General features: G+C 63.6%; 30 protein-coding genes. 16 read left to right on the top strand and 14 right to left on the bottom strand.

The annotated features are described in order from the left end of the window. Positions 1-92: 92 nt before the first annotated feature. The gene (locus QIY50_22490; protein WGV20040.1) at positions 93-521 is read right to left on the bottom strand and encodes a multidrug/biocide efflux PACE transporter; all 429 of its coding nucleotides are present in this window, start codon (positions 519-521) and stop codon (positions 93-95) included. A 92-nt stretch (positions 522-613) separates the two neighbouring features. On the opposite strand from QIY50_22490, the gene QIY50_22485 reads away from it, so the two are divergent. Further along, the gene (locus QIY50_22485) at positions 614-1,468 is read left to right on the top strand and encodes a LysR family transcriptional regulator (GenBank protein ID WGV20039.1); all 855 of its coding nucleotides are present in this window, start codon (positions 614-616) and stop codon (positions 1,466-1,468) included. A 29-nt stretch (positions 1,469-1,497) separates the two neighbouring features. Here the strand turns inward: QIY50_22485 and QIY50_22480 are convergent, their stop codons facing one another. Both QIY50_22480 and QIY50_22475 read right to left on the bottom strand, forming a co-directional pair. After that, positions 1,498-2,385 carry a DUF2950 domain-containing protein gene (locus QIY50_22480; GenBank protein WGV20038.1) on the bottom strand — a complete coding sequence of 296 codons (888 nt, stop codon included), beginning with the start codon at positions 2,383-2,385 and terminating at the stop codon, positions 1,498-1,500. Then, positions 2,382-3,845, bottom strand: a complete 1,464-nt coding sequence (locus tag QIY50_22475; protein ID WGV20037.1) for a DUF3300 domain-containing protein — start codon at positions 3,843-3,845, stop codon at positions 2,382-2,384. The genes QIY50_22480 and QIY50_22475 overlap by 4 nt, the downstream gene beginning before the upstream one ends. A 323-nt stretch (positions 3,846-4,168) precedes the next feature. Here QIY50_22475 and QIY50_22470 point away from each other — a divergent pair, with 323 nt between their 5' ends. Then, on the top strand, positions 4,169-4,384 hold the full coding sequence (locus tag QIY50_22470) for a hypothetical protein (GenBank protein ID WGV23106.1): 216 nt from the start codon (positions 4,169-4,171) through the stop codon (positions 4,382-4,384). An 11-nt stretch (positions 4,385-4,395) separates the two neighbouring features. Here the strand turns inward: QIY50_22470 and QIY50_22465 are convergent, their stop codons facing one another. Beyond that, positions 4,396-5,055: a hypothetical protein gene (locus QIY50_22465; GenBank protein ID WGV20036.1), complete on the bottom strand. Its 660-nt coding sequence runs from the start codon at positions 5,053-5,055 to the stop codon at positions 4,396-4,398. Positions 5,056-5,185: 130 nt separating this feature from the next. Here QIY50_22465 and QIY50_22460 point away from each other — a divergent pair, with 130 nt between their 5' ends. After that, positions 5,186-5,437, top strand: coding sequence for a hypothetical protein (locus QIY50_22460; GenBank protein WGV20035.1), 252 nt, complete (start codon positions 5,186-5,188; stop codon positions 5,435-5,437). A 99-nt stretch (positions 5,438-5,536) separates the two neighbouring features. On the opposite strand, the gene QIY50_22455 is transcribed toward QIY50_22460, so the two are convergent. Both QIY50_22455 and QIY50_22450 read right to left on the bottom strand, forming a co-directional pair. Further along, complete coding sequence (locus QIY50_22455; GenBank protein ID WGV20034.1) at positions 5,537-6,409, bottom strand: DMT family transporter; 873 nt, start codon at positions 6,407-6,409, stop codon at positions 5,537-5,539. Positions 6,410-6,515: 106 nt separating this feature from the next. After that, complete coding sequence (locus QIY50_22450) at positions 6,516-6,926, bottom strand: RidA family protein (GenBank protein WGV20033.1); 411 nt, start codon at positions 6,924-6,926, stop codon at positions 6,516-6,518. A gap of 221 nt (positions 6,927-7,147) precedes the next feature. Between QIY50_22450 and QIY50_22445 the strand changes: the two genes are divergently transcribed. Then, entirely contained in the window at positions 7,148-7,468 is a 321-nt protein-coding gene (locus QIY50_22445) for a hypothetical protein (GenBank protein WGV20032.1), read from the top strand. Between the two features lie 42 nt (positions 7,469-7,510). Here the strand turns inward: QIY50_22445 and QIY50_22440 are convergent, their stop codons facing one another. After that, positions 7,511-7,723 (bottom strand): PLDc N-terminal domain-containing protein, encoded by a 213-nt coding sequence (locus tag QIY50_22440; GenBank protein WGV20031.1) that lies wholly within the window; start codon positions 7,721-7,723, stop codon positions 7,511-7,513. Between the two features lie 107 nt (positions 7,724-7,830). Next, positions 7,831-8,301, bottom strand: coding sequence for an FAD/FMN-containing dehydrogenase (locus tag QIY50_22435; protein WGV20030.1), 471 nt, complete (start codon positions 8,299-8,301; stop codon positions 7,831-7,833). A 161-nt stretch (positions 8,302-8,462) separates the two neighbouring features. Here QIY50_22435 and QIY50_22430 point away from each other — a divergent pair, with 161 nt between their 5' ends. Next, positions 8,463-9,470 (top strand): GlxA family transcriptional regulator, encoded by a 1,008-nt coding sequence (locus QIY50_22430; GenBank protein ID WGV20029.1) that lies wholly within the window; start codon positions 8,463-8,465, stop codon positions 9,468-9,470. A gap of 52 nt (positions 9,471-9,522) precedes the next feature. Here QIY50_22430 and QIY50_22425 read toward each other — a convergent pair whose 3' ends face one another. After that, complete coding sequence (locus QIY50_22425; protein WGV20028.1) at positions 9,523-10,194, bottom strand: TetR/AcrR family transcriptional regulator; 672 nt, start codon at positions 10,192-10,194, stop codon at positions 9,523-9,525. Positions 10,195-10,431: 237 nt separating this feature from the next. On the opposite strand from QIY50_22425, the gene QIY50_22420 reads away from it, so the two are divergent. The 4 genes from QIY50_22420 (at position 10,432) to QIY50_22405 (ending at position 14,451) form a co-directional block, all read left to right on the top strand. Then, the gene (locus QIY50_22420) at positions 10,432-11,463 is read left to right on the top strand and encodes an aliphatic sulfonate ABC transporter substrate-binding protein (protein ID WGV20027.1); all 1,032 of its coding nucleotides are present in this window, start codon (positions 10,432-10,434) and stop codon (positions 11,461-11,463) included. Then, a complete protein-coding gene (locus QIY50_22415) occupies positions 11,427-12,818 on the top strand; it encodes an LLM class flavin-dependent oxidoreductase (GenBank protein ID WGV20026.1) in 1,392 nt (463 codons plus the stop codon). Before QIY50_22420 ends, QIY50_22415 begins: the two co-directional genes overlap by 37 nt. Before the next feature lie 108 nt (positions 12,819-12,926). After that, positions 12,927-13,763, top strand: coding sequence for a bifunctional allantoicase/(S)-ureidoglycine aminohydrolase (locus QIY50_22410; GenBank protein WGV20025.1), 837 nt, complete (start codon positions 12,927-12,929; stop codon positions 13,761-13,763). Positions 13,764-13,851: 88 nt separating this feature from the next. Further along, on the top strand, positions 13,852-14,451 hold the full coding sequence (locus tag QIY50_22405) for an START domain-containing protein (protein WGV20024.1): 600 nt from the start codon (positions 13,852-13,854) through the stop codon (positions 14,449-14,451). A 30-nt stretch (positions 14,452-14,481) separates the two neighbouring features. Here QIY50_22405 and QIY50_22400 read toward each other — a convergent pair whose 3' ends face one another. From QIY50_22400 to ggt, 3 genes are all read right to left on the bottom strand, one after another. After that, positions 14,482-14,679 carry a hypothetical protein gene (locus tag QIY50_22400; protein ID WGV20023.1) on the bottom strand — a complete coding sequence of 66 codons (198 nt, stop codon included), beginning with the start codon at positions 14,677-14,679 and terminating at the stop codon, positions 14,482-14,484. Positions 14,680-14,952: 273 nt separating this feature from the next. After that, on the bottom strand, positions 14,953-15,834 hold the full coding sequence (locus QIY50_22395) for a LysR family transcriptional regulator (GenBank protein WGV20022.1): 882 nt from the start codon (positions 15,832-15,834) through the stop codon (positions 14,953-14,955). Positions 15,835-15,904: 70 nt separating this feature from the next. After that, complete coding sequence (ggt, locus tag QIY50_22390) at positions 15,905-17,695, bottom strand: gamma-glutamyltransferase (protein WGV20021.1); 1,791 nt, start codon at positions 17,693-17,695, stop codon at positions 15,905-15,907. 118 nt (positions 17,696-17,813) lie between these two features. On the opposite strand from ggt, the gene QIY50_22385 reads away from it, so the two are divergent. Continuing rightward, entirely contained in the window at positions 17,814-17,999 is a 186-nt protein-coding gene (locus QIY50_22385; GenBank protein WGV20020.1) for a hypothetical protein, read from the top strand. Between the two features lie 135 nt (positions 18,000-18,134). On the opposite strand, the gene pobA is transcribed toward QIY50_22385, so the two are convergent. Beyond that, positions 18,135-19,322 (bottom strand): 4-hydroxybenzoate 3-monooxygenase, encoded by a 1,188-nt coding sequence (gene pobA, locus QIY50_22380; protein ID WGV20019.1) that lies wholly within the window; start codon positions 19,320-19,322, stop codon positions 18,135-18,137. Between the two features lie 172 nt (positions 19,323-19,494). On the opposite strand from pobA, the gene QIY50_22375 reads away from it, so the two are divergent. The 3 genes from QIY50_22375 (at position 19,495) to QIY50_22365 (ending at position 21,889) form a co-directional block, all read left to right on the top strand. Continuing rightward, entirely contained in the window at positions 19,495-20,373 is an 879-nt protein-coding gene (locus QIY50_22375; GenBank protein WGV20018.1) for a helix-turn-helix domain-containing protein, read from the top strand. Between the two features lie 198 nt (positions 20,374-20,571). After that, positions 20,572-20,970 carry a MerR family DNA-binding transcriptional regulator gene (locus QIY50_22370; protein WGV20017.1) on the top strand — a complete coding sequence of 133 codons (399 nt, stop codon included), beginning with the start codon at positions 20,572-20,574 and terminating at the stop codon, positions 20,968-20,970. Between the two features lie 19 nt (positions 20,971-20,989). Further along, positions 20,990-21,889 (top strand): hydroxymethylglutaryl-CoA lyase, encoded by a 900-nt coding sequence (locus QIY50_22365; GenBank protein WGV20016.1) that lies wholly within the window; start codon positions 20,990-20,992, stop codon positions 21,887-21,889. A 531-nt stretch (positions 21,890-22,420) separates the two neighbouring features. On the opposite strand, the gene QIY50_22360 is transcribed toward QIY50_22365, so the two are convergent. After that, complete coding sequence (locus tag QIY50_22360; protein ID WGV20015.1) at positions 22,421-22,939, bottom strand: MgtC/SapB family protein; 519 nt, start codon at positions 22,937-22,939, stop codon at positions 22,421-22,423. Between the two features lie 251 nt (positions 22,940-23,190). Here QIY50_22360 and QIY50_22355 point away from each other — a divergent pair, with 251 nt between their 5' ends. From QIY50_22355 to mapR, 3 genes are all read left to right on the top strand, one after another. Beyond that, entirely contained in the window at positions 23,191-23,430 is a 240-nt protein-coding gene (locus tag QIY50_22355) for a DUF3203 family protein (GenBank protein ID WGV20014.1), read from the top strand. 121 nt (positions 23,431-23,551) lie between these two features. Next, positions 23,552-24,955, top strand: coding sequence for a cytochrome c oxidase accessory protein CcoG (gene ccoG / locus QIY50_22350; protein WGV20013.1), 1,404 nt, complete (start codon positions 23,552-23,554; stop codon positions 24,953-24,955). Positions 24,956-25,005: 50 nt separating this feature from the next. After that, a complete protein-coding gene (mapR, locus tag QIY50_22345) occupies positions 25,006-26,415 on the top strand; it encodes a GntR family transcriptional regulator MpaR (protein ID WGV20012.1) in 1,410 nt (469 codons plus the stop codon). Positions 26,416-26,461: the final 46 nt, after the last annotated feature.

Below are 26,461 nucleotides of genomic sequence, written 5' to 3'. Positions count from 1 at the left end.
TGGGAGCGAGCGCGCCCGCGAACCAGTCGGCTCGGTGGCTGGCACCGGCTTCGCCGGTGTTCGCGGGCATGCCCGCTCCCACAAGGAAGGGCTTATGCAAGGCGACGCTGCATCAGCAGGTGCCGGGCTTTGTCGAAGGCCCAGTTGTACAGCACGGTGTAGGGCAGGATGATCACGAAAAAGCCCAGCTCCACCATGAACGCCTGCAGCAGCGAAATGTCCAGCATCCACGCCGCCACCGGCAGGCACCAAACCACCAATCCGGCTTCAAAGCCCAGACCATGCACAAACCGCGCGCGGGCCTTCCAGTGGATACGCTCGGTCTGCACATAACGATCGACCAGCGCGTTGTAGACAATGTTCCACAGCATGGCGATCACCGACAGGATCACCGCCAGCGCCCCCGCCGTCGCCAGCGATTTGCCCATGATCCAGGACAACAGCGGCGCGCACAGCAGCACGGCGAACACTTCATAACCGACGGCGTGAACCAGGCGTTCGGTGAAAGACACGTTTTTCATTGCACATTCCATCCATTGCGTGAGTCGTGCTTCCTATTTTCTTTGACAGAACCGATACTCGCGAAATAGCTCCCATCGGTTTTATCAATACAATGCGCTACTCACCCGAAGCCCTGGTCGCCTTTGTCGAAGCCGCATCGCTGGGTTCGTTTTCCGCTGCGGCGCGCAAGCTGCGCAAAAGCCAGTCCACCATCAGCATTGCCATCGCCAATTTCGAGACCGATGTGGGTTGCCCACTGTTCGACCGTGGCGGCCGCCACCCCGCGCTGAACGAGGCTGGGCGGCAGGTGCTGAGCCATGTCGAGGCAATTCTCGATGCCAGCGCCCAGCTCGATGCCCTGGCCGTCAGGCTGGCGGAAAACGTCGAGGCGCTGGTCTCGGTAGTGATGTCGGACAGTTACAGCGTGACCTTCCAGGGCGCGGTGATGGCCCGCTTCGCCCAGCACTACCCGCATACCGAACTGCGCTGCGGCCCGTCCGAAGATGCCGATGTGATCGAACTGATCCAGCAGGGCCTGGCACACATCGGCATTCTTGCCACGCAGCCCGGCTACCCCGCAGACGTTGCCGTGGCACGCCTGCCCGAGCAGGCCGAGTTTGGCGTGTACGTAGCCAGCGGGCACCCGTTGGCGGCTTTGCCCAAGGTGCAGACGCAGCACCTGGAAACCGTCAGGCAGCTGTATATAAAGACCTATGCTCCAAGCTTGCACCAGGGTCGTGGCCAGGCCTGGTCGGCACCGGACTACCTCACCCTGCTGGAATTCGCCGTGCGCGGGTTCGGCTGGGCCGAACTGCCCAGGGCACTGGTGGCACGGTTTGGCGGTGGCTTGGTGGAACTGCAGGTGGCTGGGTACCCGCGACGGGTTGATATGGATGTGGTCTGGTCCAGCCGGCGCGCACTGGGGCCGGCTGGGCAGTGGCTGGTAGAGCGGATGTTGGGGCCATAGGCCGTCATTGCTTGCCGGATCGCACAGGGTCAATCCCCCGCAGGCACATCCACCACCTTCCAGCTGTCATCCGGGTCGAAGCGTTTCATCTCCTTGGCCAGCTTGTCCCCGTGGGGGCCGAGGTCTTTTTCGAACACCTCGCCGTCATGGCTGATCATGAAGCTCATCACCCCGGTGTCATCGTACCTGGCCGGCCAGGCAACCATGGCGAAGCCGCGACTCATCTGGTTGCCGATCAGATAGCTGTAGGCACCGCCGGGGGCAGATGGGCCTTGCGCGTCAAGGATGCGAAAATGGTAGCCATACCAGGCATCGCCGACCATGTCCTGGCCGAACAACGGGCCCAGCGGGCTGACCTGGCCATCGTCATCCCAGTACAGCCCGTCATGCTTGCCGGGCTCGCTGAAAATCTTCTGCGCGTACTCCAGCGCACCGTTGCCGTTGTGGTCCTGGGTGGCGTACTCCATCTGCGCATCGTGATAGGCCAGCATCGACTGCATGGCACCCAGTTCGTTGCGACCAATGCGCCGGGCGCGGATTTCGGCGCTGCCGGCCTTGAGGTCGAAACGCCAGCCCTGGCTACCTTTGCTCAACGGTATGGGCAGCGTCCAGTGATCACTCCCTACCGCGAGAATGGCCTTGTTCGCCCCCGACATGTCGATGCTGTGCTGTGCGCGGTACTGCTCCAGGAATGTGTCCACATCACTGCGTTGCACGCCGCCACGCGGTATGTAGGTACGCCAGTCATCACCCAGCAATTGAGCCAGGCGGGCTTCATCCGGTTGCGCCTGGCCCAGTGCCGCAACAAAGGCTTCCACGGCCTTCTCTGGCGTCGGGAATGCCTCCTGCGCAGCGGCCAGGGTTGACCAGGCGATACCGGCGGTGAAAAGCAGTGCTGCTAGCGATTGACGGTTCATCGACGGCCACCTCCGCCACGGCGTGCGGGCGCACTGGGCCGGGAAATCTGGTGCCCGGCAGCACGCGATGCGCTCGGGCGCTGGGCGAACGACTGGCTGGTACGGCCACGGCTGGCCTGCGCGCTGGTGCTCAAGGGCGAACGCACGCCGGCGAAGGCGTTGTTACGCGCCCGGCCGGCGGTGTTGGCGGGCCGGTTTTGCGCCAGTTGCCGCCCCTCGCCTTCGCCCTGCCTGCGCTGGTTCACCTGGTTGTTCTGCTGCCTGGCCTGGGTAGTGCGGGTGTCCTGGCGGCGGTCGGTTGCCCTCGGGTTGTCGCTGCGGGGCTGCATGCGGTTGCCGACCGTATTGCCCGCCTGCGCCTCGCGCATCTGCTGGCGTGCCTGTCGGTTGCTGGTGGCCGGCCGTTCGATGCCGGCCCGGTCCATCGACGCCCGGGCCTTGTCCCGCGCCTGGGCGCGCTGCGCGTCGTCACCACGGAAGGCAGTTCGCTGGGTGGCGCCATCCAGCTGGCGACCGTACTGCTGGCGGCTGCGGGAGTCGCGGTATGGCACGCCGTCGCGGTTGGCGGCGTTGTGCTGCCATTTGTTCTGGTTGTTGGTGATGCGGTTGTTGGCGTTGATGTTGTTGTAGCGGTTGACGTCGATGTCGATGTCATTGTTGCCCCAGTCGCAGTCACCCCACAGCGAGGCAACGATCGCCACGCCAGTACCGAAGGCGAGGCCCGCCACCAGCGCGGAACCAGGATAGTACATGGGCGGTGGCGGGTAGTACGCCGGCGGAGATGCCGGGTAGGCCCAGGTGCCGTAGGTGGTAGTCGGGTTGTAGCTGGGCACGTACACCACTTGCGGGTCGGACGGCTCGATGATGATGGTGGTGGGCGGGCTGCTGGTCTTGACGACCTGGGTGCTGCTACCGCTGGAGGCCTGTGCTGTTGCTGGCGCGGTCTGCACAGTCACGTTCTGGTACTGGTTGCTCTGCAGGTTGCCGGCGGCCTGGGCCTGGTGACGCAGGCGCTGCACCCCGCCCATGACATCGTCGGGCTGCGCGAGGAAGGCGTCGCCCAGGCGCTGCACCCAGACCGGGTCCTGACCCAGGGTTGCCAACACCTGCGGGAAGGCCACCAGCGCTTGTACGCTAGGGTCCCAAGGCTGGTTCGCCACCTTCTTGACGGCATCGTCACCAGTGGCCTTGGGGTTGGCCTTGGACCAGGTCACCGCTTCGCTCACTTGCCCCGGATAAGTGGAAGCCATCAATACCTGTGCCAGCAGCGCATCGGGATACAGCGCGATGGGCGCGAGCATCTGGTCCAGTTGCTCCTGGGTGAACACAGGGTCCTTGGCCGCGACCGTGTCGGCTTGTGGTGCCGGGTCGGGGGCAGGAACGTCTTCTGCCAGCACCAAGCCGGGCGTGGCGCCAAGATACAGAACTACCGACAGGACCGCTGACAACGGGATGCGCATCGCTTCTCTCCATGAGATCTGACCGCGTGGGTTAAGGGTAGCAATGGCGCTGCTTTTGGCCAGATGCGCGGGCGCAAACTTTTCGCGCTCTAATGGATGGGGTGGTTGCTGCTTTTGAATCTATATCAGGGCCGGGCTGAGATCTGTAATTGACTGTACCGGCCCTTTCGCGGGCACGCCCGCTCCCACCGGTACTCCACAATGTTCAGGCCTGTGGTGATCCTGTGGGAGCGGGCGTGCCCGCGAAGAGGCCGGCGCATGCACAAGAACGCATCCAGAAGGAGCCCACCCCGATGAACACGCCCCGCCTCATCGCCGCCATCATGCTAGCCGTGCTCTGCACCTCGGCCTGGGCAGCCACCGACCGCGCCGAACGGCGCCGTGAGGCCCGTGATGTCCGGCAGGAAACCCGCCAGGATGCGCGGCAGACGAAACAGGACTGCCGCCACGCCGACCAGCAAAGCAACGCCGGCTGCCGGCAGGACAAACGCCATACCAAACAGCAAGGCCGTGAGCGCGCCCGCGACATAAAATACTGAGGGGACGATGCTCACCCGCCCAGTGCGATGATCGCCATGATCAGCGCTGCCCCGACCGCGGCCAGGACCACGCCGGTCAACAGGGTACGGCCACCGGAATAGCGTGCCAGCAGCCAGCCCGCAAGGAAGAGCATGGCCAGGGCGACCAGGTTCGACACGCGGATGGCCGTGCCGGTGGTCTCGATCAGCAGGAATGGAATTACCATCGGGAAGGTTGCCACCACCACCAACAGGAAAGTGGCCAGGGCTGCCTTGAAATCATCCACCCCCAGGCGCACCGGCAGCGGGCGGCCAGTATCACGCAGCATCCGCCCGCGCATCATCTCAAGGCCGTCTTCATCCAGTGCCAGGCCAATGCGCGCGGGCAGCGCATCGGCAATCAGCCTGCGCCCCTGGCTGACATCAGCGGCTTGCAGGCGGGCCAGCAAGGTTCGGCTGCGGGTACGCTCGGTCCAGGTACGCAGCAAATAGATGACCGCATCGGCCAGGCCCCAGGCCAGGTTGCAGCCGAACGCGGCAATCAGCATCAGCCGGGCCTCTTCGCGCCCTGCCGTGGCCACGCTCAGCGAGCCGATGAAGGTCATCGCCATCAACAGGCCGAAGATGACTTCGGTGATCCGGTCGATCGGCTCCAGCACGCCCCATTTGCGCGGTTGCTCGTCTTGCCCCATCGCACCCTCCCGGTTCCCATGGAACCATCGATAGTCACTATCGAGAATGGCAATTTCTGCCGAACAACCTGGCCGAATAACCTAGCTCCATCGACTCGCCGCCCACGACCCTGGCCCCTGGAGCTACCTGATGAACACCCTGGCCCGCCTGCTGTCCGCCACCCTTGCCGTTTTGGCCATCGCCATCATGAGCGGCTGTGCCAGCCACCCCGAACTGCGCCCTTACACCGCTGAAGAAACCCGGCAACTGCAACTGGAAGCGCTGCAGCGCCGTGGCCTGTCACTGGACGACTACGAGCAGCAACGGCGAGTAATCCAGCGGGCCGGCAGCCTGCCTGTGGTAACCGAAACCACCGACGCTGACCGGTCGACCAAAAGCTGAGTGAAATGACCAGTCGGGTTACCAGCTGAGGTTGATACATTATAGTCAGGCAGACGTTGCAGGCCCCGACAGTCACGCCCTGCCACGCCCTTCACCCGTTTAACGGCGCGGCGCCAGCGCCAGGGCGATACCGCCGAGCACCACCACGCACGCCACCAGCAAGCGCAACGACAATGGCTCGCCGATCAGGCCGACCCCACCCAACGCCGCAATCACCGGGACGCTGAGCTGCATGGTCGCTGCCTGCTGCGCGCTGACTTGCCTGACCACGCCGTACCACACGGCATAGCCCGCCCCCGAGGCCAGCACGCCGGAGCCCAACGCATACAGCAAACCGGGCGGGGTCAGGTGCAAGCCGGCACCCAGTGACAGCATCGGTACCAGCAGCACCAGGCAAGGCAGGCTCCGGGCGAAATTGCCGGCAGTATCGGCCAGCGGTCTGGGCGAACCTTTGCCCAGCAGCGTGTATACGCCCCAGGCTACGCCGGACAAGGCCATGAGCAAGGCACTTGCAAAGGGTGGCGCCGAGGTACCAGGCAACAGCAGCACCAGCAGGCCGGCAAAGGCGATCAACATACCCAGCAGCATCCGCGCGGTGATGCGTTCGCCCTTGTACCAGGCGAATCCGAACATGGTGATCTGCACCGCGCCGAACAGCAGCAACGCACCCGCGCCTGCACCTAGTTGCAGGTATGCCGCAGAGAACAGGAACGCATACAGGAACAAGGCCAGGCCGCCGCGCCAGCTGCCCCCCATGGCGCCCGCGGGTTTACGCAGGCGGAGCAAGAGCAGCAGGAACAGTGCACCACTGGCCAGGCGCACCACAGTGAAGGATGCCGGGTCGATGGCCCCGTCCTTCAGCGCCAGCCGGCAGAACACCGAGTTGGCAGCGAAGGCCACCAGGCTGAAAAGTGCAGGCCAGACCCAGGCCCGGGCCTTGCGGTCGGCGAGCGCGGTGGTGCCGGTGCTCATGGTGTGGTCACCTCTGAGATCAATTGTTGTCATGGCGGCCATGCTGCCAGGCCTGCACCGATATACAACAGAGTGATTGTCTGGCGCCACCACCGAATGGCCTCACCTATACCGCTGCCACCGCCTCTATCTCCACCAGCATGCCGTCCAGCGCCAGCCGGGGTACCGGTATCAGCGTGCAGGTCGGTTTCATGGAGGAGCCCCAGGCCTTGTCAGCCTCGATTACCCACTCACGCAGGCGCGTTTCAGAATGCTCGACGATCAGCAGGGTCAATTTGAACACCTGGGCCAGGCTGGCGCCTTTCGAGGCCAGGGCAATCTCCAGGTTGGCCAGCGCCTGGCGCGCCTGCTCGGCAAACAGCGGCGACAGCTGCCCGTCGCGGTCTTCCCCGCCCTGGCCGGCGATGAACAGCAGGCGGCCGCCGGCATGTACCTCGGCGACATGGGAATAGGCATTTCCGCTGGGGTCGTACAGGCCTTCAGGATTGCTCAGCTGGAACACGCTTGAGTGGTTCATGGGAAACCCTCGATAAGTTGAAGAGCGAGGGAGTATCGGACCTTGAGTTAACTTGAGGTCAAGCGCGAAAGAGACGGCTCCCGCGTAGCGCGGCACCGCAGCGTAGGACGTTTCGCACAGCGCACCCGCTTGCATGAACCACGCGTGTGTATGCGCAGTGGCCATCAGGCGCTAGATTGCAAGGCCCGGCATGGAGGCCTGCATGCAACAAGGAAAACACCATGAGCAAACACGAATTTCTACTCGCCTACACGATCAAGCCACGTGACCCACAGCGGGACGACTACGATGCGGCACAGGCGCGCCAGCACCTGCGCGAGAACATCGGGCTGGACACCGTGGAACACATCGAAACCACCCTGCTCGGGCTGGTCCAACTCGACAGCATTTCAACGTCTGACAAGGCCCTCGAAGCCGAGAGGCTTGTCCGTGAGCGCATCCACGAAGAGCTCAAGGGCCTGCGGGTTTTGTCGAAAGTGAAGTTCTACGGCTGCCTGATGGTCGACGGCCTGGGGTCAGCAATCCGCTTCGACATTGTCTAGCGAATGAGCGGCATCAGGCCAAAAGCCTGATGCCGCACCCCGTCATTTTTCCTGCAGCACCGCCCTGCCCTTCACCGCCCGAGGCCCGCGCCAGGCCCAGAACAGCAAGCCGGGGAATGGCGCGTAGACCACGAAGACGATCCATAGCATCTTGCGCTCGGCGCGCCTGTCACTGCCGATGATGTGCCAGATGGCCCAGATTTCCAGCAAAATCACAAAGGCCGCGACGATGATCCAGATCGTTCCGATTTCCATGAGCGCTCTCCCATTTGGCATGTAATGGGTTGGGTTGCAGAAGCGGCCCAGGGTTCAGATTGATTTGGCTGGCGGCATGGCAACGCGACCCATTACAGGAGTGGCTTTCAATGCCGTGGTGCTGCCTCCAGCGCCGCCTTCAACGCCGGCGCATCGGCAAAAGCCTTTTGGCTCACCAGCTTGCCCTGCTCCAGTTGCAACCACTGCACCTGGCCATCCTGCCCGGGATAACGGCTGGCCACCCGCCCGTCGCGATCGAGCAGCACCCGGTAGGTGTAATCGCGCATGGCCGGGATGGCCAATAACTTGCTGATCAGCGCCGGCATGCGCTGGATGTCGGCAACGAACACCGCATCGCGCGCTTCCAGGTACCCCTTGGGCTGCTCGGCCAACGCCGCCTTCACCAGCTTGGCACCGTCCATGTCGCGTGCCACCAGCAGAATGTGCGTACCGGCGTCGAGGCTGTAAGCCTGGTCGTACTGGTCCAGCAACGTCCACGGGGCAAGTTTTTCGCCCGGTTCCAGGGCATTGGCCAGTACTGGCATCAGGCAAAGCAACAGGGCAGCGGCGTATTTCATCAAGGGCATCCTCAGTGACGGGAACATCAGCATAGCGGCAATGTGCCAAACCAGGCAGGTTGCCTGAACACGACCTGGAATACGACATGGCCACCCGGAAGATTGTCTTTCCCCCAACCACCCGCCACACTCTCCAGGCCAGCCAGGAAGCGGAGTCCAGAGTGCCCACGCCACGCCAGTTCAGCAAGAAGACCAGCACCAGCAACATGCTGCGGCTAAAGTCCACCAGCGCCAACGCCCAGGCCCCTTATCGGGTCGACTTCGTATTGCTCGAACACTTTTCGATGGCCAGTTTCACCGTGGCCATGGACGTGCTGGTCACGGCCAACCTGCTGCGCGCCGACAGCTTCCGGTTCACGCCGCTGTCGCTCGAAGGCGACCGTGTGCTCAGTGACCTGGGGCTGGAGCTGGTGGCCACCGACATGTCCGCCGAAGCACTGAAGGACCTGGACCTGCTGGTGATCTGCGGCGGCTTGCGCACGCCATTGAAGTACCCGGAGCTTGACCGGCTGCTGGACGATTGCGCGGGCCACGGTATGGCCCTGGGCGGGTTGTGGAATGGCGCGTGGTTCCTCGGCCGCGCCGGGGTACTGGACGACTATGGCTGCAGTATCCACCCCGAGCAGCGTGCCAGCCTGTCCGAGCGCAGCCCGCAAACGCGGATTACCCCGGCCAGCTTCACCCTCGACCGCGACCGCCTCAGCGCCGCCAGCCCCCATGGCGCCATGGAGCTGATGCTCGGCCTGGTGCGCCGGCTGTATGGCGACGGCCTGGCCGAAGGCGTCGAGGAGATCCTGTCGTTCTCAGGTGCCCGTTACCGTCAGGTCGGCCCGGGGGCGAAGAAGTCCATGAGCCTGCACCTGCGCACCATCGTCGAGTTGATGGAGAACAACCTCGAGGAAACCCTCAGCCTCGACCAACTGGCTGCCTACAGCGGGCGCTCGCGCCGGCAGATCGACCGCCTGTTCCAGGCCCAGCTGGGTACTTCGCCGCGGCGCTACTACATGGAGTTGCGCATTACCAAAAGCCGTCGCCTGCTGCAGTATTCCGACCTGTCGGTGATGGAAGTGGCAGTGGCCTGCGGGTTTGTTTCGGTGTCGCACTTCAGCAAATGCTACGCGGCCTACTTTGGCTACCCGCCTTCGCGTGAGCAACGATTGGGCGAGTGAACCTCAAGGCTTCATTGATGTGTCACCCGCGAAAGGGCCAGACGCTGAATGTCTACGCGCGGATATACCGCAGCACAGCATCACAGATCATGGCCTTGTGACGCAGCTTGACCTGCTCATCAGACAGGTCGATCTGGAAGATCTCGCCAAAGGTGTGGCGGTTCGACACCCGGTAGAAGCAGAACGAGCTCATCAGCATGTGCAGGTCGATTACCTCGATACCGGCGCGGAACACGCCTTCCTGCACACCGCGGCGCAGGGTATTGCCCAAGGCCTCGAGCACCAGGCTGCTCATTTCGCGAATGGCCGGCGACTGCTTGACGTACTCGCCATAGTGAATGTTTTCGGTGCAGATGATCCGCACGAAATCGACGTTGCGGTCATGGTGGTCGAAGGTGAATTCCACCAGGCGGCGGATTGCCTGCTCAGCCGGCAGCGACTCCAGGTCCAGGCTTTGCTCGGTCTTGCGGATATCGCCGTACAGCTTGACCAGGCACTCGCAGTACAGCTGCTCCTTGCTGCCGAAGTAGTAGTAGATCATGCGCTTGGAGGTGGCGGTGCGCTCGGCGATGGCGTCGACGCGAGCACCGGCCAGCCCTTGCTGGACGAACTCGTTGATGGCGGCCTGGAGGATGTCCTCGCGGGTTTTCTCGGGGTTGTTCTTGCGCGTTCTACGCACCCCTTCGGTTTCAGGCTGACCAAGGCCGATTACGGAATCACTCATACCCACTCACAGGCTGTTTATTGGAATGACGGGATTATCCGCGAGCATGGCGATGCAGGGAAGCTCGCAGTTGGTCGGCGCCTGGTTCCTCGAAGAAGCCCGCGAGCCCGTGATAAAACAAATGGATATAAAAATAACAAAATAATCTAACAAACATGCATATAAAAAATTGAAAGCCAAACGCCACCTCCTTAGTCTGGGCACATCGTTTCTTACCCGACTCAAGGAGCAATGCCCATGCCCGCCCGTGCCTTCTCCCCGCTGCGCCGCCTGTTGATCGGCGGCTTGCTGGCCAGTGTCGCCAGTACCCTGCTGCCCTGGTCACAAGCCCTGGCCGACGAAGCCAAGACCCTGCGTATCGGCTATCAGAAATTCAACAGCATCAACATCCTCAAAGGCAGCGGTGCCCTGGAGAAGGCACTGGCGCCGCAAGGCGTGAAAGTCAGCTGGCACGAGTTCGCCGCCGGCCCGCAACTCCTCGAAGCCCTGAGCACCGGCGCCATCGACCTCGGCCATGCTGCCGACGCACCCTCGGTATTCGCCCAGGCTGCAGGCAAACCGGTGGTGTACCTGGCCGCCGAGCAGCCCTACCCGCGCGGCATCGGCCTGGTGGTGCGCGAGCAGGACCACCTGGCCAGCGTGCAGGACCTCAAGGGCAAGCGCGTGGCCACCGGCCGCGGCTGGAACGCCCAGTACCTGCTGGCCGTGGCCCTGGAACAGGCCGGCCTCAGCTACCAGGACATCACCCCGGCCTACGTCAACAACGCCGCCGATGCCGTGGCCGCCCTGCAATCGGGCAGCGTCCAGGCCGTGACCCTGTGGGACCCGTTCCTCGCCGCCGCAGAAAGCCAGCCGGGCCTGAAGAACCTGCGCGACGGCAGCGGCCTGTCCAACAACCGCACCTTCTACCTGTCCACCGCGACCTTCGCCGACCAGCACCGCGCGTTGCTGAAGACCTTCTTCACCGAACTGGGCAAGGTCAGCCAATGGGCCAATGCCAAGCCTGCGGAAGTCGCCACGCTGCTGGCTCCGCAACTGGGGATAGACGCCAGTGTGCTGCAAGTGGCCAGCGAGCGGCGCAACTACAACGCCGTGGCCATTACCCCGCAGATCGTTGCAGAGCAACAGAAGCTGGCCGATACCTTCCAGGGCCTGGGCCTGATTCCACGCAAGCTGCAGGTGGCCGACGCGGTCTACCCGGCTTCCGTGTTGCCTTGGAGCGGAGCGCCCCCATGCCTCGCCCGATCCGCTTCAACGCCTTCAGCATGAATGCCGCCAGCCACCAGTCCCCCGGGCTGTGGCGTCACCCGCGCAACACCAGCGTGGCCTTCAACCGCCTGGGCTACTGGACCGAACTGGCCCGCCTGCTCGAGCGCGGCCTGTTCGATGCCCTGTTCATCGCCGACGTGCTGGGCATCTACGACGTCTACCAGGGCAGCCCCGAAGCCGCCCTGCGCGGTGGCGTGCAGGTACCGGTCAACGACCCGCTGCTACTGGTGCCGGCGATGGCCGGGGTGACCGAGCATCTGGGCTTCGGTGTCACGTTCTCGCTCACCTACGAACATCCCTACCCGTTCGCCCGGCGCATGTCCACGCTGGACCACCTGAGCAATGGCCGGGTCGGCTGGAACATTGTCACCGGCTACCTCGACAGCGCCGCGCGCAACCTGGGCCTGGCGCACCAGCTGGGCCACGACCAGCGCTATGACCTGGCCGAGGAATACCTGCAGGTGCTGTACAAGTTATGGGAGAAAAGCTGGGACGACGACGCCGTGCTGCTGGAGCGTGACAGCGGGCGCTATATCGAACCCTCCCGAGTGCACCCCATCAACCATGTGGGCGAGCACTTCCAGGTGCCAGGCATGCACCTGTGCCAACCTTCGCCGCAACGCACGCCAGTGCTGTTCCAGGCCGGTGCTTCGGCACGCGGCCAGCAGTTCGCGGCGCGGCACGCCGAATGCGTGTTCATCAGCGGGCCGACGCCCGCGGTACTGCGCCGCTACGCCGAGGGTATCCGCCAGGCCAGCGAGGTAGCCGGGCGTGGCCGTGACGAAGTACTGATCTATGCCCAGGCGCTGTTGATCGTCGCCCCCACCCGGGAAGAAGCCGAGGCGCGCTTCGCCGAGTACCGCAACCATGTCGACCTGGACGCCGCCCTGGCGCTGTTGTCTGGCTGGACCGGCATCGACTTTGCCGGCCTCGACGCCGACGCGCCCATCGAATACGTCGAGAACGATGCCGGCCGCGCGGCACTGGCCGCCTTCACCGCCGCCGACCCGACCCGCCGATGGACCGTGCGCGAGGCTGCCGAGTTCGTTGGCCTGGGTGGCCGTGGCCCGGTGTTGGTGGGTACTGCCAGCGAGGTGGCCGACCAGCTGGAAAGCTGGCTGGACCAGACCGGCATCGATGGCTTCAACCTGACCTACGCAGTGCAACCGGACGACCTGACCCATGTGGTCGAACTGCTGGTGCCCGAGCTGCAGCGTCGTGGCCGCTACCCGCTGAGCTATGCGGAGGGCACCTTGCGCCACAAGCTGTTCGGCAAGGGTGACCGCTTGCCGGAAGGGCATGCTGGCCAGCAGGTTAGCATTCAGCCAGTAAATACCGGGTATTCCAACATTTAATTTGTGGATGGCACACACTCGACTCTATTCTGTCGCCACATCCCCTGCGCCGCACCGGCCGGTGCGGTTCACGGCATGGGGAGAGAACAACAAACGTCGAGATCGTCCATGTCGAACCATTCGTACTTCGCCCCCCACGGTGGGCACCCGGCTCAGACCGAGCTGCTGACTGACCGTGCCATGTTCACCGAAGCCTATGCTGTCATCCCTAAAGGCGTGATGCGCGACATCGTCACCAGCCACCTGCCGTTCTGGGACAAGATGCGCATGTGGGTCATCGCCCGCCCGCTGACCGGCTTTGCCGAAACCTTCTCCCAGTACATCGTCGAAGTAGCCCCGGAAGGCGGCAGCGAGCGCCCTGAGCTGGACCCTAACGCCGAAGCCGTGGTGTTTATCGTCGAAGGCGAACTGGACATCACCGTCGAAGGCAAGCACCACACCCTGGTACCTGGCGGCTATGCCTTCCTGGCCCCGGGCGCCGAGTGGAGCCTGCGCAACAACAGCAAGTCCAACGTCACCTTCCACTGGCTGCGCAAGCACTACCAAAAGGTTGAAGGCCTGGACGTACCTGAGTCCTTCGTTACCCACCGCGACAACGCCACCGTTATCGAAATGCCGGGCACCGAAGGCCGCTGGGTCACCACCCGCTTCGTCGACATGGCCGACATGCGCCACGACATGCACGTGAACATCGTCACCTTCCAGCCGGGCGGCGTGATCCCGTTCGCCGAGACCCACGTGATGGAACACGGCCTGTACGTACTGGAAGGCAAGGCGGTGTACCGCCTGAACCAGGACTGGGTCGAAGTGGAAGCCGGCGACTTCATGTGGCTGCGCGCCTTCTGCCCGCAAGCCTGCTATGCCGGCGGCCCAGGCAAGTTCAGCTACCTGCTGTACAAGGACGTGAACCGTCACGTGCATTTGACGCTGAACCCTAAGCGTTAAGCCCTGGCTGATGCCCGCAAGCCCGCCAACCTGGCGGGCTTTCTGTTTGCCGCGCATACTGAAACACCCATCCCCCGCGGTACCAGCCATGAACCGCTGCCTGCTGCTCACCGCCCTGCTGCTGTGCACACCCGCCCCAGCCGACGATGACTGGAACCTGGCCTACAACCGCGAAGGCATCCGCGTTTACCTGAGCGCCGCCCCCGACTCGCCCTACCAGCAATTCCGTGGTGTCAGCACCATGAAAGCCAGCGTTCGTACGCTCACCGACCTGCAGGAAAACCTGCGGGTGGCCTGCAAGTGGCTGTACGCCTGCGCCGAGATGCGCTTGCTGGATGTGCAAGGCGAAAACACCTGGGTGTACCTGACCACCAACCTGCCATGGCCGACGATGCCGCGGGACATCGTGGTGAAGGTGACCAGCGAGCGGCTGGACGACGGCACGCTGGTGCGGCGCTTGAGCGCCGAGCCGGGCAGAATCCCCAAGGTTGACGGGCTGATCCGCGTGCAGCACCTGAGCGGTGAGTGGCGGATGAGACCATTGGGTGAACGCAAGACCGAGGTGACGTATCAGTTGCAAGCCGACCCGGCCGGAGATGTGCCGGGCTGGCTTGCCAATCGTTTCGTGGTTGATGCTCCGGTGGTGACCCTCAGAACCCTACGGGCTGTAGCCGAGCGTCAGCCCTGAGGTGACTCCACCAGAGCGCCTCGGTATCACTCAAGGTTCAAAATCCGGTTGGCAATGACCGATTGGAGTCGGGTAGGTACCTTCAGGGCATTCCGGTGCTGGCGCTCCTATACTCTGGATAACCGTGCGACCAGCTTGAGGCTGCTCACTGGAATCGGCATCGTTGGCATGGGCGACCTGAACCAGACCTGCGGCGGCCAGCAGTGTAATAAATGCAATTTTTTTCATATTGGTTTCCTGTAACGACGTTAAGGGACTTGCCCGGCAGATCCTATGCTCCGCCCAGCCCTGGGGGCTTTAGCCAATAGCTTCAAGAGCATTCGGAAATCCACTTCCGCCTTGCGGGAAGCGTCAATGCAGCAGACAGCACATGGTTTGAACGCGATGTGGTCGGGGTGGGATGTCGACCTGCTGGTGCGCTATCATTTGTCGCCCAGAAGCTAGCGTTGATGCTGCAATTTTGGGGTTGCTGCGATGGGCCGCTAAGCGACCCCAGCCGTGTCAGATACCACCACCCGCCAGCAGCTGCGTCATCACCTCGGCCAGCGCCTTGACCATCACATCCGCCGTCGGTCGGTGGACGATGACGATTTCATAGCTGTCCACCTCCGGTAGCCCCTGTTCTGCCCCCAGTACCCGGTGCTCGCCAGTCGCCGCCCGTGGCGGTAGCAGGCTGATACCCATGCCATCGGCGACCGCCGCCTGGATGCCGCTGAGGCTGGAACTGGTAAAGCTGATGCGCCAGCGCCGGCCCATGCCTTCGATAGCGTTGATCATGTCTTCGCGGTACAGGCCGCGCGGCGGGAAGGTGACCAGCGGGATCGGGTCCAGCTCGAAGGCCGGCGTGCGCGCACTGTCGATCCACTGCAAGCGTTCTGGCCAGCAGGCCACGCCTTCACGGGTATTGCGCCGCTGCTTGAGCAGCACCAGGTCGAGTTCGCCGTTGTCGTAGGCTTGGCTGAGGTCACGGCACAGGCCGCTGGTCACTTCCAGCTTCACCTGCGGGTGCTGCCGGCTGAATGCCGACAGCGCGTTGGTGGTACGACCGCCAACAAAGTCTTCGGGCACACCAAGGCGCACGGTAGTGCCCACCATCGCCCCGGCCAGGGCTTCGAGCATCTGATCGTTCAGCGCCAGCATGTGCCGGGCATAGCCAAGCAAGGTCTGCCCGGCATCGGTCGGCAACACGTCGCGGTTGCCGCGTACCAGCAAACGGTGGCCGACCATGTCTTCAAGGCGGCGCACCTTCTGGCTGATGGTCGACTGGGTGGAGTGCAGGCGTGCGGCCGCCGTGGTGAAGCTGCCGCAATCGGCCACCACGACAATGGCGCGCAGCAGGTCGAGATCGAACAGTGCTCTATTCGATTTCACGTTGATAGACATCTTGGTATTCAACTATTGAATGACAAGACTGACTTCTAACACGCCCCCTCCTGCACCGCAACGCACAGGGCTAGTCGCCGAGAACCACGCCTTCGCGCCGAGGGTCGGCACCGCCCGACCAGCCTTCGCCAGCACGCTGGATAATCTGCATGCCGCTGGTCATGGTCATGGGGGTTACCTCGTGGCCCCAGGCCGCCAGTTGCCGGATCAGTGCCGGGCTGGCCAGCCCCGCCTCCACTTCGGTGCTGGCATTGCGGCTGCCGAAGTTGGGCAGGCCAGCGGCCTGTTGCGGGTTGAGTTGCCAATCCAGCAGGCCGACCAGTGCCTTGTTCACGTAACCGATAATCTGCGAGCCACCCGGCGAGCCAAGGCTGGCCAACAACTCACCCGATGATCGCGAGAACACCAGGGTCGGCGCCATGGCCGACAACGGCCGCTTGCCCGGCTGCACCCGGTTGGCCACGGGCTTGCCTTGCTCCCGGGGGATAAACGAGAAGTCGGTCAAGGTGTTGTTGAGCAGAAAGCCCTTGACCATCAAGTGCGAACCGAACGCGGCCTCCACCGATGTGGTCATGGCCAGGGCCTGGCCGCTGTCATCCACTGCGCTGAGGTGCGAGGTGGAAATGCGCAGTGGCGAACGGTCAGGCGCCAGTGCCAGGTCGGCACCCTGCGGCTGGCCCGGGCGAGCGCGCTTCATGCTGTGGTCGCTTATCTGCACGGCACGGCTGGCCAGGTACGTGGTGTCGGTCAGGGCCTTGACCGGGACCGGCACATAATCGCTGTCAGCCAGGTACTGGGCACGGTCGGCAAAGGCCAGCCGCTCGGCCTCGGCGATCAGGTGCACGGCCAGCGGCGGCGCCTCAAGGCCTGCCGCAGACGAGCTGGCAAGCGGCCGCAGCGCTGCCAGATCGCGTTGTGGCGCGACGCGCTGCACTGCTTCGAGAATGCCCAAGGTCTGCAACACCGTCACCCCACCCGACGACGGCGGTGGCATGCCGCAGATCTGCCAGGCCTTGTAAGGGCTGCACACCGGCTCGCGCTGCTTGGCCTGGTACTGCTGCAGGTCCTGCAGCGACAGGTAACCGGCATTAGCGTGGCTGCGCACCTTGGCCACGATGGCTTCGGCAATCTCGCCGCTGTAGAACACGTCAGGGCCTTGCGCGGCGATCCGCTCGAAGGTTTGTGCAAGCTCCGGGTTGCGCAGCATCGTACCCACCGCCAAGGGCCTGCTCTGCTCATCGAGAAAATAACGGGCCATGGCCGGTGACCGGGCAATAAAGGGATCGCCTTCGATCAAGGTGTGCAGCCGCGCGGAAACCGGGAAACCGCCACGTGCCAGCGCGATAGCCGGGGCAAACAGGTCTCGCCAGGGTAGCTTGCCATGCTGTTCGTGGACCAGCTTCAAGGCACGCAGTACGCCCGGCACACCGACCGAACGCCCGCCTATTTGCGCCGAGCGGAACGGCATGGTTGAGCCATCGGCTTGCAGGAACAATTGTTCCGTCACCGCCGCCGGGGCTGCCTCACGGCCATCGAATGCCTGGACGCGCTTGCCATCCCAATACAGGATGAACGCCCCGCCACCAATGCCACTGGACTGCGGCTCGACCAGCGTCAGCACCATCTGCATGGCAATGGCGGCATCGATGGCACTGCCACCGGCACGCAGCATTGCCCGCCCCGCTTCGCTGGCCAGCGGGTTGGCGGCGGCGGCCATGTGCCGGCTGGCATGCACCGGCTGCAGGCCGCTGCGATAACCAGAGGCCAGTTCCGGTGGTGCCGGTAGCACCTGATCGCCCCAGGCCGAGCCACTGGCAGCCAGCAGGCACAGGGCACTTATCAGCGGCGTGGAGAATTTCATCGGCTTGCTTCCTGCCTTTTATCTATTCAGCGGGGCACTGTGGGTCATGCGCAAACTTAACTTCAAGCCTTGGTGCGATTTTTCTAGGATGCAGGCAAGTCATCGAGGAGCCCGCCCCATGCGTTCATCACTTGCTGCAATGGTATTTGCCCTGTGCAGCAGCCTTGCCGCCCACGCCGAGACCAACACCATGGACAACCGCCTGCACAATACCGCCCGCCAGGATGACGTGCGCACCCTGCAACAGTTGCTGGGGCAAGGTGCCGAGCTGGAAAGCCGTGACGAAGCGCTGCTGGTCCGCTAAACAGGGCTTGTATGGCACGGGCTCCGCCCGTGATCGCCGGCAAGCCAGCTCCCACAGGTAATGCGCAAGCCTTCAGGTCAGCGCTATCCTTATGGGGCTTGCCGGCGATGAGGCCAGGACAGGCAGCAGCGGACCTCAGGCCACTTCTTCGTACGGCAGGCCTACGTAGTTTTCGGCAATGTTCACCAACCCCGCTGGCGAGGTCAGGAAATACTCTCGGTCGGCCTCCTGCATTTTCTGGTCCCAGGCATCCTTGTGGCTGCCAAAGTCATGCAGTAGTTGAGTCATGAACCAGCTGAAACGCTCGCCCTTCCACACCCGGCGCAATGCCAGTGGCGAGTACTGCTGCAGCAGGTCGGTGCGCCCGTCGCGGTATACCTTGACCAGGATCCGGTACAGGTAGTTGACGTCCGACGCTGCCAGGTTCAACCCCTTGGCGCCGGTAGGCGGAACGATGTGCGCGGCGTCACCAACCAGGAACAGGTGGCCATACTGCATCGGCTCGACCACCAGGCTGCGCAGCGGCGCGATGCTTTTCTCCAGGGCCGGGCCAGTCACCAGGTCGGCCGCCACGTCGGCGGGCAGGCGGTTTTTCAGTTCATCCCAGAAGCGCTCGTCTGACCACTCCTCGACGCGGTCCTGCAACGGCACCTGCAGGTAGTAACGGCTGCGGGTTTGCGAGCGTTGGCTGCACAGCGCGAAACCGCGCTCGTGGTGGGCGTAGATCAGTTCATGGTTGACCGGTGGCGTGTCTAACAGCATGCCCAGCCAGCCAAAAGGGTAGACTCGCTCGTACTGCTTGAGGATACCTTCGGGAATGCTCTGCCGCGAAACACCGTGGAAGCCGTCACAGCCAGCGATGTAATCGCAGTCCACCCGGTGTACCTGACCGTCTTTTTCATAAGTCAGGTAGGGCCGCTCGCCCTTGAGTTCGTGCGGCTGGACATTGCTGGCCGAATAGATGATCGGCGCGCCGCTGGCGTCACGTGCCTGCATCAGGTCACGGGTGACTTCGGTCTGGCCGTAAACCATCACCGTCTTGCCACCGGTCAGGGCCTTGAGGTCCAGGCGTTGGCGACGCCCGCCGACCAGCAGTTCGACGCCCTCGTGTACCAGGCCTTCACGGTCCATGCGCTGGGCCACACCGGCTTCACGCAGCAGGTCGACCGTGCCTTGCTCCAGCACCCCGGCACGGATGCGGCCGAGCACGTACTCGGGCGTCTGGCGTTCGACGATGACCGTATCGATACCGGCCTTGTGCAGCAGTTGGCCCAGCAGCAGGCCAGACGGACCTGCACCAATGATTGCGACCTGAGTTTTCATTTTTATTGTCTCTGTGCGGACGATGCCGGCCCTGGACTGGCAGTGGGACGGCATCTGCTGTTAGGGTTTGCCCTTGCATTTTTACTGGCAAAAACCGCCACTTAACTGTGCTATTCGATATAAAAACTGCACTTTTACAAAAATCGTTCGATTAACGGACAGGTCTACCCCGATGAAGTCCACCCTTCCCGGCGTCCCATTGTTCAAGCTCTATGGCGAAAACCAGCCCTGGCCCGGCACCGATCTGCTGCACTGCGAGTCGATCCCGGCGCGTAGCCGTTTGCACCACTGGGAGATCAAGCCGCACCAGCATGCCGAGCTGTTCCAGCTGCTGTATGTGCAGCGCGGCCGGGCCGAGGTGGAGATCGAGGGGGTGCGTAGCACCATCGGTGAAGCGGCAATCCAGGTGGTGCCGCCGATGACCGTGCATGGCTTTCGCTTCAGCGCCGATATCCAGGGGTATGTGCTGACCTTTGGCACGGCATTGGTGGCAAACCTGGAGCAGCGCCTGGGCGCGCCGCTGGCGGTGCTGGCAAAGGCGGCGTGTTACCCGCTGGGCCTGGACCGGGTGCGCCTGCGCAGCCTGATCGATACCCTGCAGCAGGAATACCAGGGCAACGCCCCGGCGCGGGCGGCCCTGCTCGAAGCGCTGGTGACGGCGCTGATGGTGTGGATAAGCCGCCGCCAGCAGCTGGGGCAGGCGCCGCGCAACCGCGATGAACGCGACCGCCAGCTGCTGGGGCAATACCTGCGCCTGGTCGAGGCACATTACCGTGAGCACCTGTCGGTGGAGGAATTTGCCGCGCGGCTGAATGTTCCGAGTTTGCAGTTGAACCAGCTGTGCCGGGCGCTGAGTGGCCAGACCGCGCTGCAGGTGGTGCACCAGCGGTTGCTGCTGGAGGCGCGACGCAACCTGATCTATACGCGGATGAGCATCGGGCAGTTGTCGGATAGCCTGGGGTTTACCGACCCCACCTACTTTGCGCGGTGGTTCAAGCGGTTGAGTGGGCAGACACCGAACGGGTATCGCAGGTCGGGGTTGTCTGAGTAACTTTTCTCCTGTGCCGGCCTCTTCGCGGGCTTGCCCGCTGCCCACAAGGGCGGCGGTGCCCTCAAGGCCAATGCAATACCTGTGGGAGCGGGCAAGCCCGCGAAGAGGCCGGCACAGGCAATACACATCCAGCGCCCTGCTTGACGTAAACGTCAACCTGCCCTCAGGATACCCGCATACCCCACGCCGAGCCCCAGCATGAGCACCCAGACCTACAGCATCTCCGACCTGTCCCGCGAGCTGGACATCACCACCCGTGCCATCCGCTTCTATGAGGAGCAGGGTCTGCTGAGCCCCGAGCGCCGAGGCCTGGAGCGTATCTACTCGGCACGTGACAAGGTCAGTCTGAAGCTCATCCTGCGCGGCAAGCGCATCGGCTTTTCGCTGGCCGAATGCCGCGAGCTGATCGAGCTGTACGACCCCTCCAGCGGCAACCTCAAGCAGCTCAACAGCATGCTGGCGAAAATCGCCGAGCGCCGCGCCCAGCTGGAACAGCAGATGCTCGACATCCACCAGATGCAGCTGGAGCTGGACACCGCCCAGGAGCGCTGCGAACAAGCCCTGGCCGCCACCCTGAACAACAAAGACAACCGCTGAACGCCACAGGAAACCCGCCATGTCCTTGCCCAAACACGTCCGCCTGGTCGAAGTAGGCCCCCGCGACGGCCTGCAGAACGAAGCCCAGCCCATCAGCGTCGCCGACAAGGTACGCCTGGTGGACGACCTCACCGACGCGGGCCTGGCCTATATCGAAGTCGGCAGTTTCGTCTCGCCCAAGTGGGTGCCGCAGATGGCCGGCTCCGCCGAAGTATTCGCCGGCATTCATCAGCGCCCGGGCGTTACCTATGCGGCGCTGGCACCCAACCTGCGCGGTTTCGAGGACGCCCTGGCCGCTGGTGTGAAGGAAGTGGCGGTGTTCGCGGCTGCCTCCGAGGCCTTCTCGCAACGCAACATCAACTGCTCGATCAGCGACAGCCTCAAGCGCTTCGAACCGATCATGGAAGCCGCCCGCAACCACGGCGTGCGCGTGCGCGGCTACGTGTCGTGCGTGCTCGGCTGCCCTTACGAAGGCAAGGTCAGCGCCGAGCAAGTGGCACCAGTGGCTCGCGCCCTGCACGACATGGGCTGCTACGAGGTATCGCTGGGCGACACCATCGGCACCGGTACCGCCGGCGAAACCCGGCGCCTGTTCGAGGTGGTCTCGGCACAGGTACCGCGCGGGCAGCTGGCCGGGCACTTCCACGATACCTATGGCCAGGCCCTGGCCAACGTGTATGCCAGCCTGCTCGAAGGCATCAGCGTGTTCGACAGCTCGGTGGCCGGGCTGGGCGGCTGCCCCTACGCCAAAGGGGCTACCGGCAATATCGCCAGTGAAGACGTGGTGTACATGTTGCAGGGGCTGGGCATTGAAACCGGCATCGACCTGGACCGGCTGATCGCCGCCGGCCGCCGCATCAGCAGCGTGCTGGGCCGCGACAACGGGTCGCGGGTAGCGCGGGCGCGCAGCGCGCAATAAGTCATACGGATGTCACAAACGTGTGGGTGAAGTGTTACCGCCACCACGTTTCACAGCAAAAAATCGGGTAACAGGGAAACAAATCGGCAGAATTTCAGGCCTGACGATTTCGCAGGAAAACGCCAACTGCTTGATTTTAAAGGGTTTCCAAAAGTTGGCACGCACCCTGCTATATCTCTGGTACAACAACAAAAAAAATGTGACACCCAATAAAAACAACAGATAACGGCTCTGACATAACAAGAACAACACGGCAGAGGCGTAGCAAGCAGATTTTTTTGGAGTCGACACGCTTTTCAGGGGTACGCCCCGCGGTCTGGCACAGAACAATAAAACTACCTCAAGGTAGCGGCAGCCAGGTTCGGATCAGCAATGATGAAGGCAGGTCAGCGCTCAAAAAAATACGTTTGCTCTTGACCCCGCATGGGGGTCGCCCGCAACACCAGGACAGGCTGACAAAAACAACAACAGGCCGTCCCAATAATAAAAAAAGAGCAGGCAACAACGCTTTGAGGGGAGCTTCGGCTCCCCTCAGTGCTTCCTGCCCTCTTCCTCCTTCTGCTTCCCCTCCTCCTGCCCTTCGAGCTTGTCCACCAGCAACGGCATCGTGCCCAGCACCAGCAGGGCCAGGATCGTGCTGATCAACGCCGTGGCTTCGCGGCCCATGCCGGCTGCCGTACCAATGGCGGCGGTCATCCATAACCCGGCCGCAGTGGTCAGGCCTTTCACATGGCTGGCGTCCTGGCCGTTACCCTTCAAAATGGTACCTGCGCCGAGAAAACCGATACCGGCGACAATGCCCTGAATCACCCGGCTCAGCGCGTCCTCCTCTGCGCCAGCCATGCTCGGTGCCAACACGAACAGCGCAGCGCCCAGCGAAACCAGCATGTGCGTGCGCACCCCCGCGGCCTTGCCCTTGTGCTCGCGCTCGAAGCCCAGCACAGCACCGAGCAGGGCTGCCATCAGCAGGCGGACGAGGATTTGCGTGACTTCGCGAGCGTCGGTGATATCGGCGAATTCAGCCTGGATCGCTTGCCAGATGAGGTCCATTGCTTTCTTCTCATGCGGAGCCTTGTGTTGTCAGGGCCAGCCTATTCGCGGGCATGCCCGCTCCCACAGGATCGTCACAGGCTCAAGAACTGTGCAGTGCCTGTGGGAGCGGGCGCGCCCGCGAAGAGGCCGGGCGTGGCATCTGCAAGGTTGACCTCCGGACAAGCGATAAAGTGCCGCTCGGCATGCGGATGCAGCAACTGCCCCAGCCCTGTGGTCCACACCAGTAACCCAATGCGGAGGATCACCCCATGCCCGTAGAAATCGACGAATCCACCCGCCGCTGCACCCTGATCGGCGAAGACCTGCGCATCGAGGGTGATGGCCCGGACATCGAAATCGTCACCGACGAACAACTGCGCATGTCAGTGGCGCTGCTCGCCGGCCAGCGTGTGCCCATCACCGAAGCCGAGGCCGATGCGCTGACCGTGGCGGGTGCGGTGGATAGCCGCAGGCATCTGAAGGCCAGCACGCCAGGCTCGGTAATCTGAGGCCTGGCGGGGCGTACCCGAAAATCTGATACGGTTTTTATCGCAAAATCTGAGCCTGTGCTGATAACAGCCTCAGGGTCATAGTGCTCATGCCTGATCGAGGCCTGAAGAGCACCGAGCCATGAACGATAGAATCCCTTTCACCGAGATCGCCAGCGCCCCAGCCAGCCCCAATCTGCACCGCGCCGACAATGGCATCCACACCCGCAGCTTCACCGGGCTGTACCGCAACTTGCGCATCGGCTTTGCCGGCGCCCTGTTCGTGCTGTTCTTTGGCATCGCCTGGCTGAACTGGAACGGCCGCCAGGCCGTGCTATGGGACTTGGGCAACAGCAAATTCCACATCTTCGGCACCACCTTCTGGCCGCAGGACTTTATCCTGCTGTCGGCGCTGCTGATCATCTGCGCCTTCGGCCTGTTCGCCGTCACCGTGTATGCCGGCCGCGTGTGGTGCGGCTACAGCTGCCCGCAGAGCACCTGGACCTGGCTGTTCATGTGGTGCGAAAAGGTCACCGAGGGCGACCGCAACCAGCGCATCAAGCTGGCCGCTGCGCCCTGGAGCCTGAACAAACTGGCCCGGCGCACGCTGAAGCACAGCCTGTGGTTGGCCATTGGCGTGCTCACCGGGCTGACTTTCGTCGGCTACTTCACCCCGATCCGCCCGCTGGCCGCGGAACTGCTCACCCTGCAACTGGGCGGCGTGGCGCTGTTCTGGGTGCTGTTCTTTACCGCCGCCACTTACATCAATGCCGGCTTGCTGCGCGAAGCGGTGTGCCTGCACATGTGCCCCTATGCCCGCTTCCAGAGCGTGATGTTCGACAAGGACACCCTGGCGGTCGCCTATGACCCGCGTCGCGGCGAAGCCCGTGGCCCGCGCAAGAAAGGCAGCGACCGCCAAGCCCAGGGCCTGGGCGACTGCATCGACTGCACCTTGTGCGTGCAGGTATGCCCGACCGGCATCGATATCCGCGATGGCCTGCAAATGGCCTGCATCGGTTGTGCGGCGTGCATCGATGCCTGCGACGGGGTAATGGACAAGATGGGCTATGCACGTGGCCTGATCGGCTACAAGTCCGAACGCAGCCTGCAAGGAGGCACCACCCATTGGCTGCGCCCGCGCCTGCTGGGCTACGCTGCCGCGCTGGTGGTGATGATCGCGGCGCTGGTGGTGGCCTTGCAGCTGCGGCCGATGGTGTCGCTGGACGTGATTAAGGACCGCGGCCTGTTCCGCGAGAACGCGCAGGGCCAGATCGAGAACATCTACCTGCTCAAGGTCATCAACAAGACCGAAAGCACCCGGCACTACGAGTTGCGCCTGCTCGACGCCGACGGCTTCAGCCTGCAGGGCAAGACTTCATTCATGATCCCGGCCGGTGAAATGAGTGAACTGCCGGTGTCGGTCGCGATGCTCGCCGAGCGCCCGGCCAGCAGCTCGCAGACACTGAGCTTCGAGGTCAGCGAGCGCGACGACCCCGCCATCCGCAGCGTGGCCCACAGCCGCTTCGTCGCACCGATGAACCGGTGATCCCTTACACTGACCCAACCTTGCCTGCCAGGCTTCGACAGAAGGCCAGAATGAAACGCTACGAACGCTTTGCCGACGATATCGCCGAACTGATCCGCTCCGGGGTGCTGGGCCCCGGCCAGCGCGTGCCCTCGGTGCGCTATGCCAGCCAGACTCACGGGGTCAGCCCGTCCACCGTGTTCCAGGCCTACTACCTGCTGGAGCGGCGCGGGCTGATCCGTGCCAGGCCGCGCTCGGGCTACTTCGTCAATGCCCACGCCCCGCGCCAGTTCAGCGAGCCGCAGGCATTGCAGCCGGTCAGCGAGTCCACCGATGTCGACGTCAGCGCGCTGGTGTTCTCGATCCTCGACTCGATCAAGGACCCCAGCACCGTGCCGTTCGGCTCGGCCTTCCCCAGCCCCGAACTGTTCCCGCTGCAACGCCTGTCGCGTTCGCTGGCCAGCGCCAGCCGCAGCATGGACCCGCGCATGGTGGTGACCGACCTGTCGCCCGGCAACCCGCAGCTGCGCCGGCAGATTGCCCTGCGCTACATGGTCGGTGGGCTGATGCTGCCGATGGAGGAACTGCTGATCACCAACGGCGCGCTGGAAGCCCTGAACCTGTGCCTTCAGGCCGTCACCCAGCCTGGTGACCTGGTGGCCATCGAAGCCCCCGCCTTCTATGCCTGCCTGCAGGTACTGGAGCGGCTCAAGCTCAAGGCAGTGGAAATTCCTGTGCACCCGCGCGAAGGCATGGACCTGGCCGTGCTGACGCAGACGCTGGAAAAGCACCCGGTCAAGGCCGTGTGGTGCATGACTAACTTCCAGAACCCGGTGGGTGCCAGCATGCCGGAGGCGAAAAAGCAGGCACTGGTGGAGCTGCTGGCGCGTTATCAGGTGCCATTGATCGAAGACGACGTGTACGCCGAACTGTACTACGCGCAACAGGCACCCAAACCGGCCAAAGCGTTCGACACCCAGGGGCTGGTGATGCACTGCGGCTCGTTCGCCAAGAGCCTGGCGCCGGGCTACCGCATCGGCTGGGTGGCGGCCGGGCGCTTTGCGCAAAAGATCGAGCGGCTCAAACTGATGACCTCGCTGTGTGCTTCGATGCCGGCCCAGGCGGCGATCGCCGACTACTTGCAGCATGGCGGCTACGACCGCCACCTGCGCAAGCTGCGCTATGCCCTGGAAGGCCAGCAGGCCAACATGCTGGCGGCCATCGCCCGGCACTTTCCGGCGCAGACGCGGGTCAGCCAACCGTCCGGCGGCTACTTCCTGTGGCTGGAGCTGCCCGAACAGATGGACGCCCTCAAGTTGTTCCACATGGCACTGGCCCAAGGCATCAGCATTGCCCCCGGGCCGATCTTCTCGCCCACCCGGCGCTTCGGCAACTGCATCCGCCTGAATTACGGCAGCCCCTGGCATGAGGATGCCGAACGGGCCATGGAAACCCTGGGGCGGATCATCCGCTCGTTCTGATGGCTGATGATCCGGTGAGCGACTATAGTTGCCCGATCCGCTCACC

The sequence above is a fragment of the Pseudomonas putida genome (genome assembly GCA_029953615.1).
In the GTDB taxonomy this organism is placed as follows: domain Bacteria; phylum Pseudomonadota; class Gammaproteobacteria; order Pseudomonadales; family Pseudomonadaceae; genus Aquipseudomonas.
The sequence above is the reverse complement of the archived record's forward strand: the minus strand, read 5'-3'. Positions and strand labels throughout refer to the sequence as shown.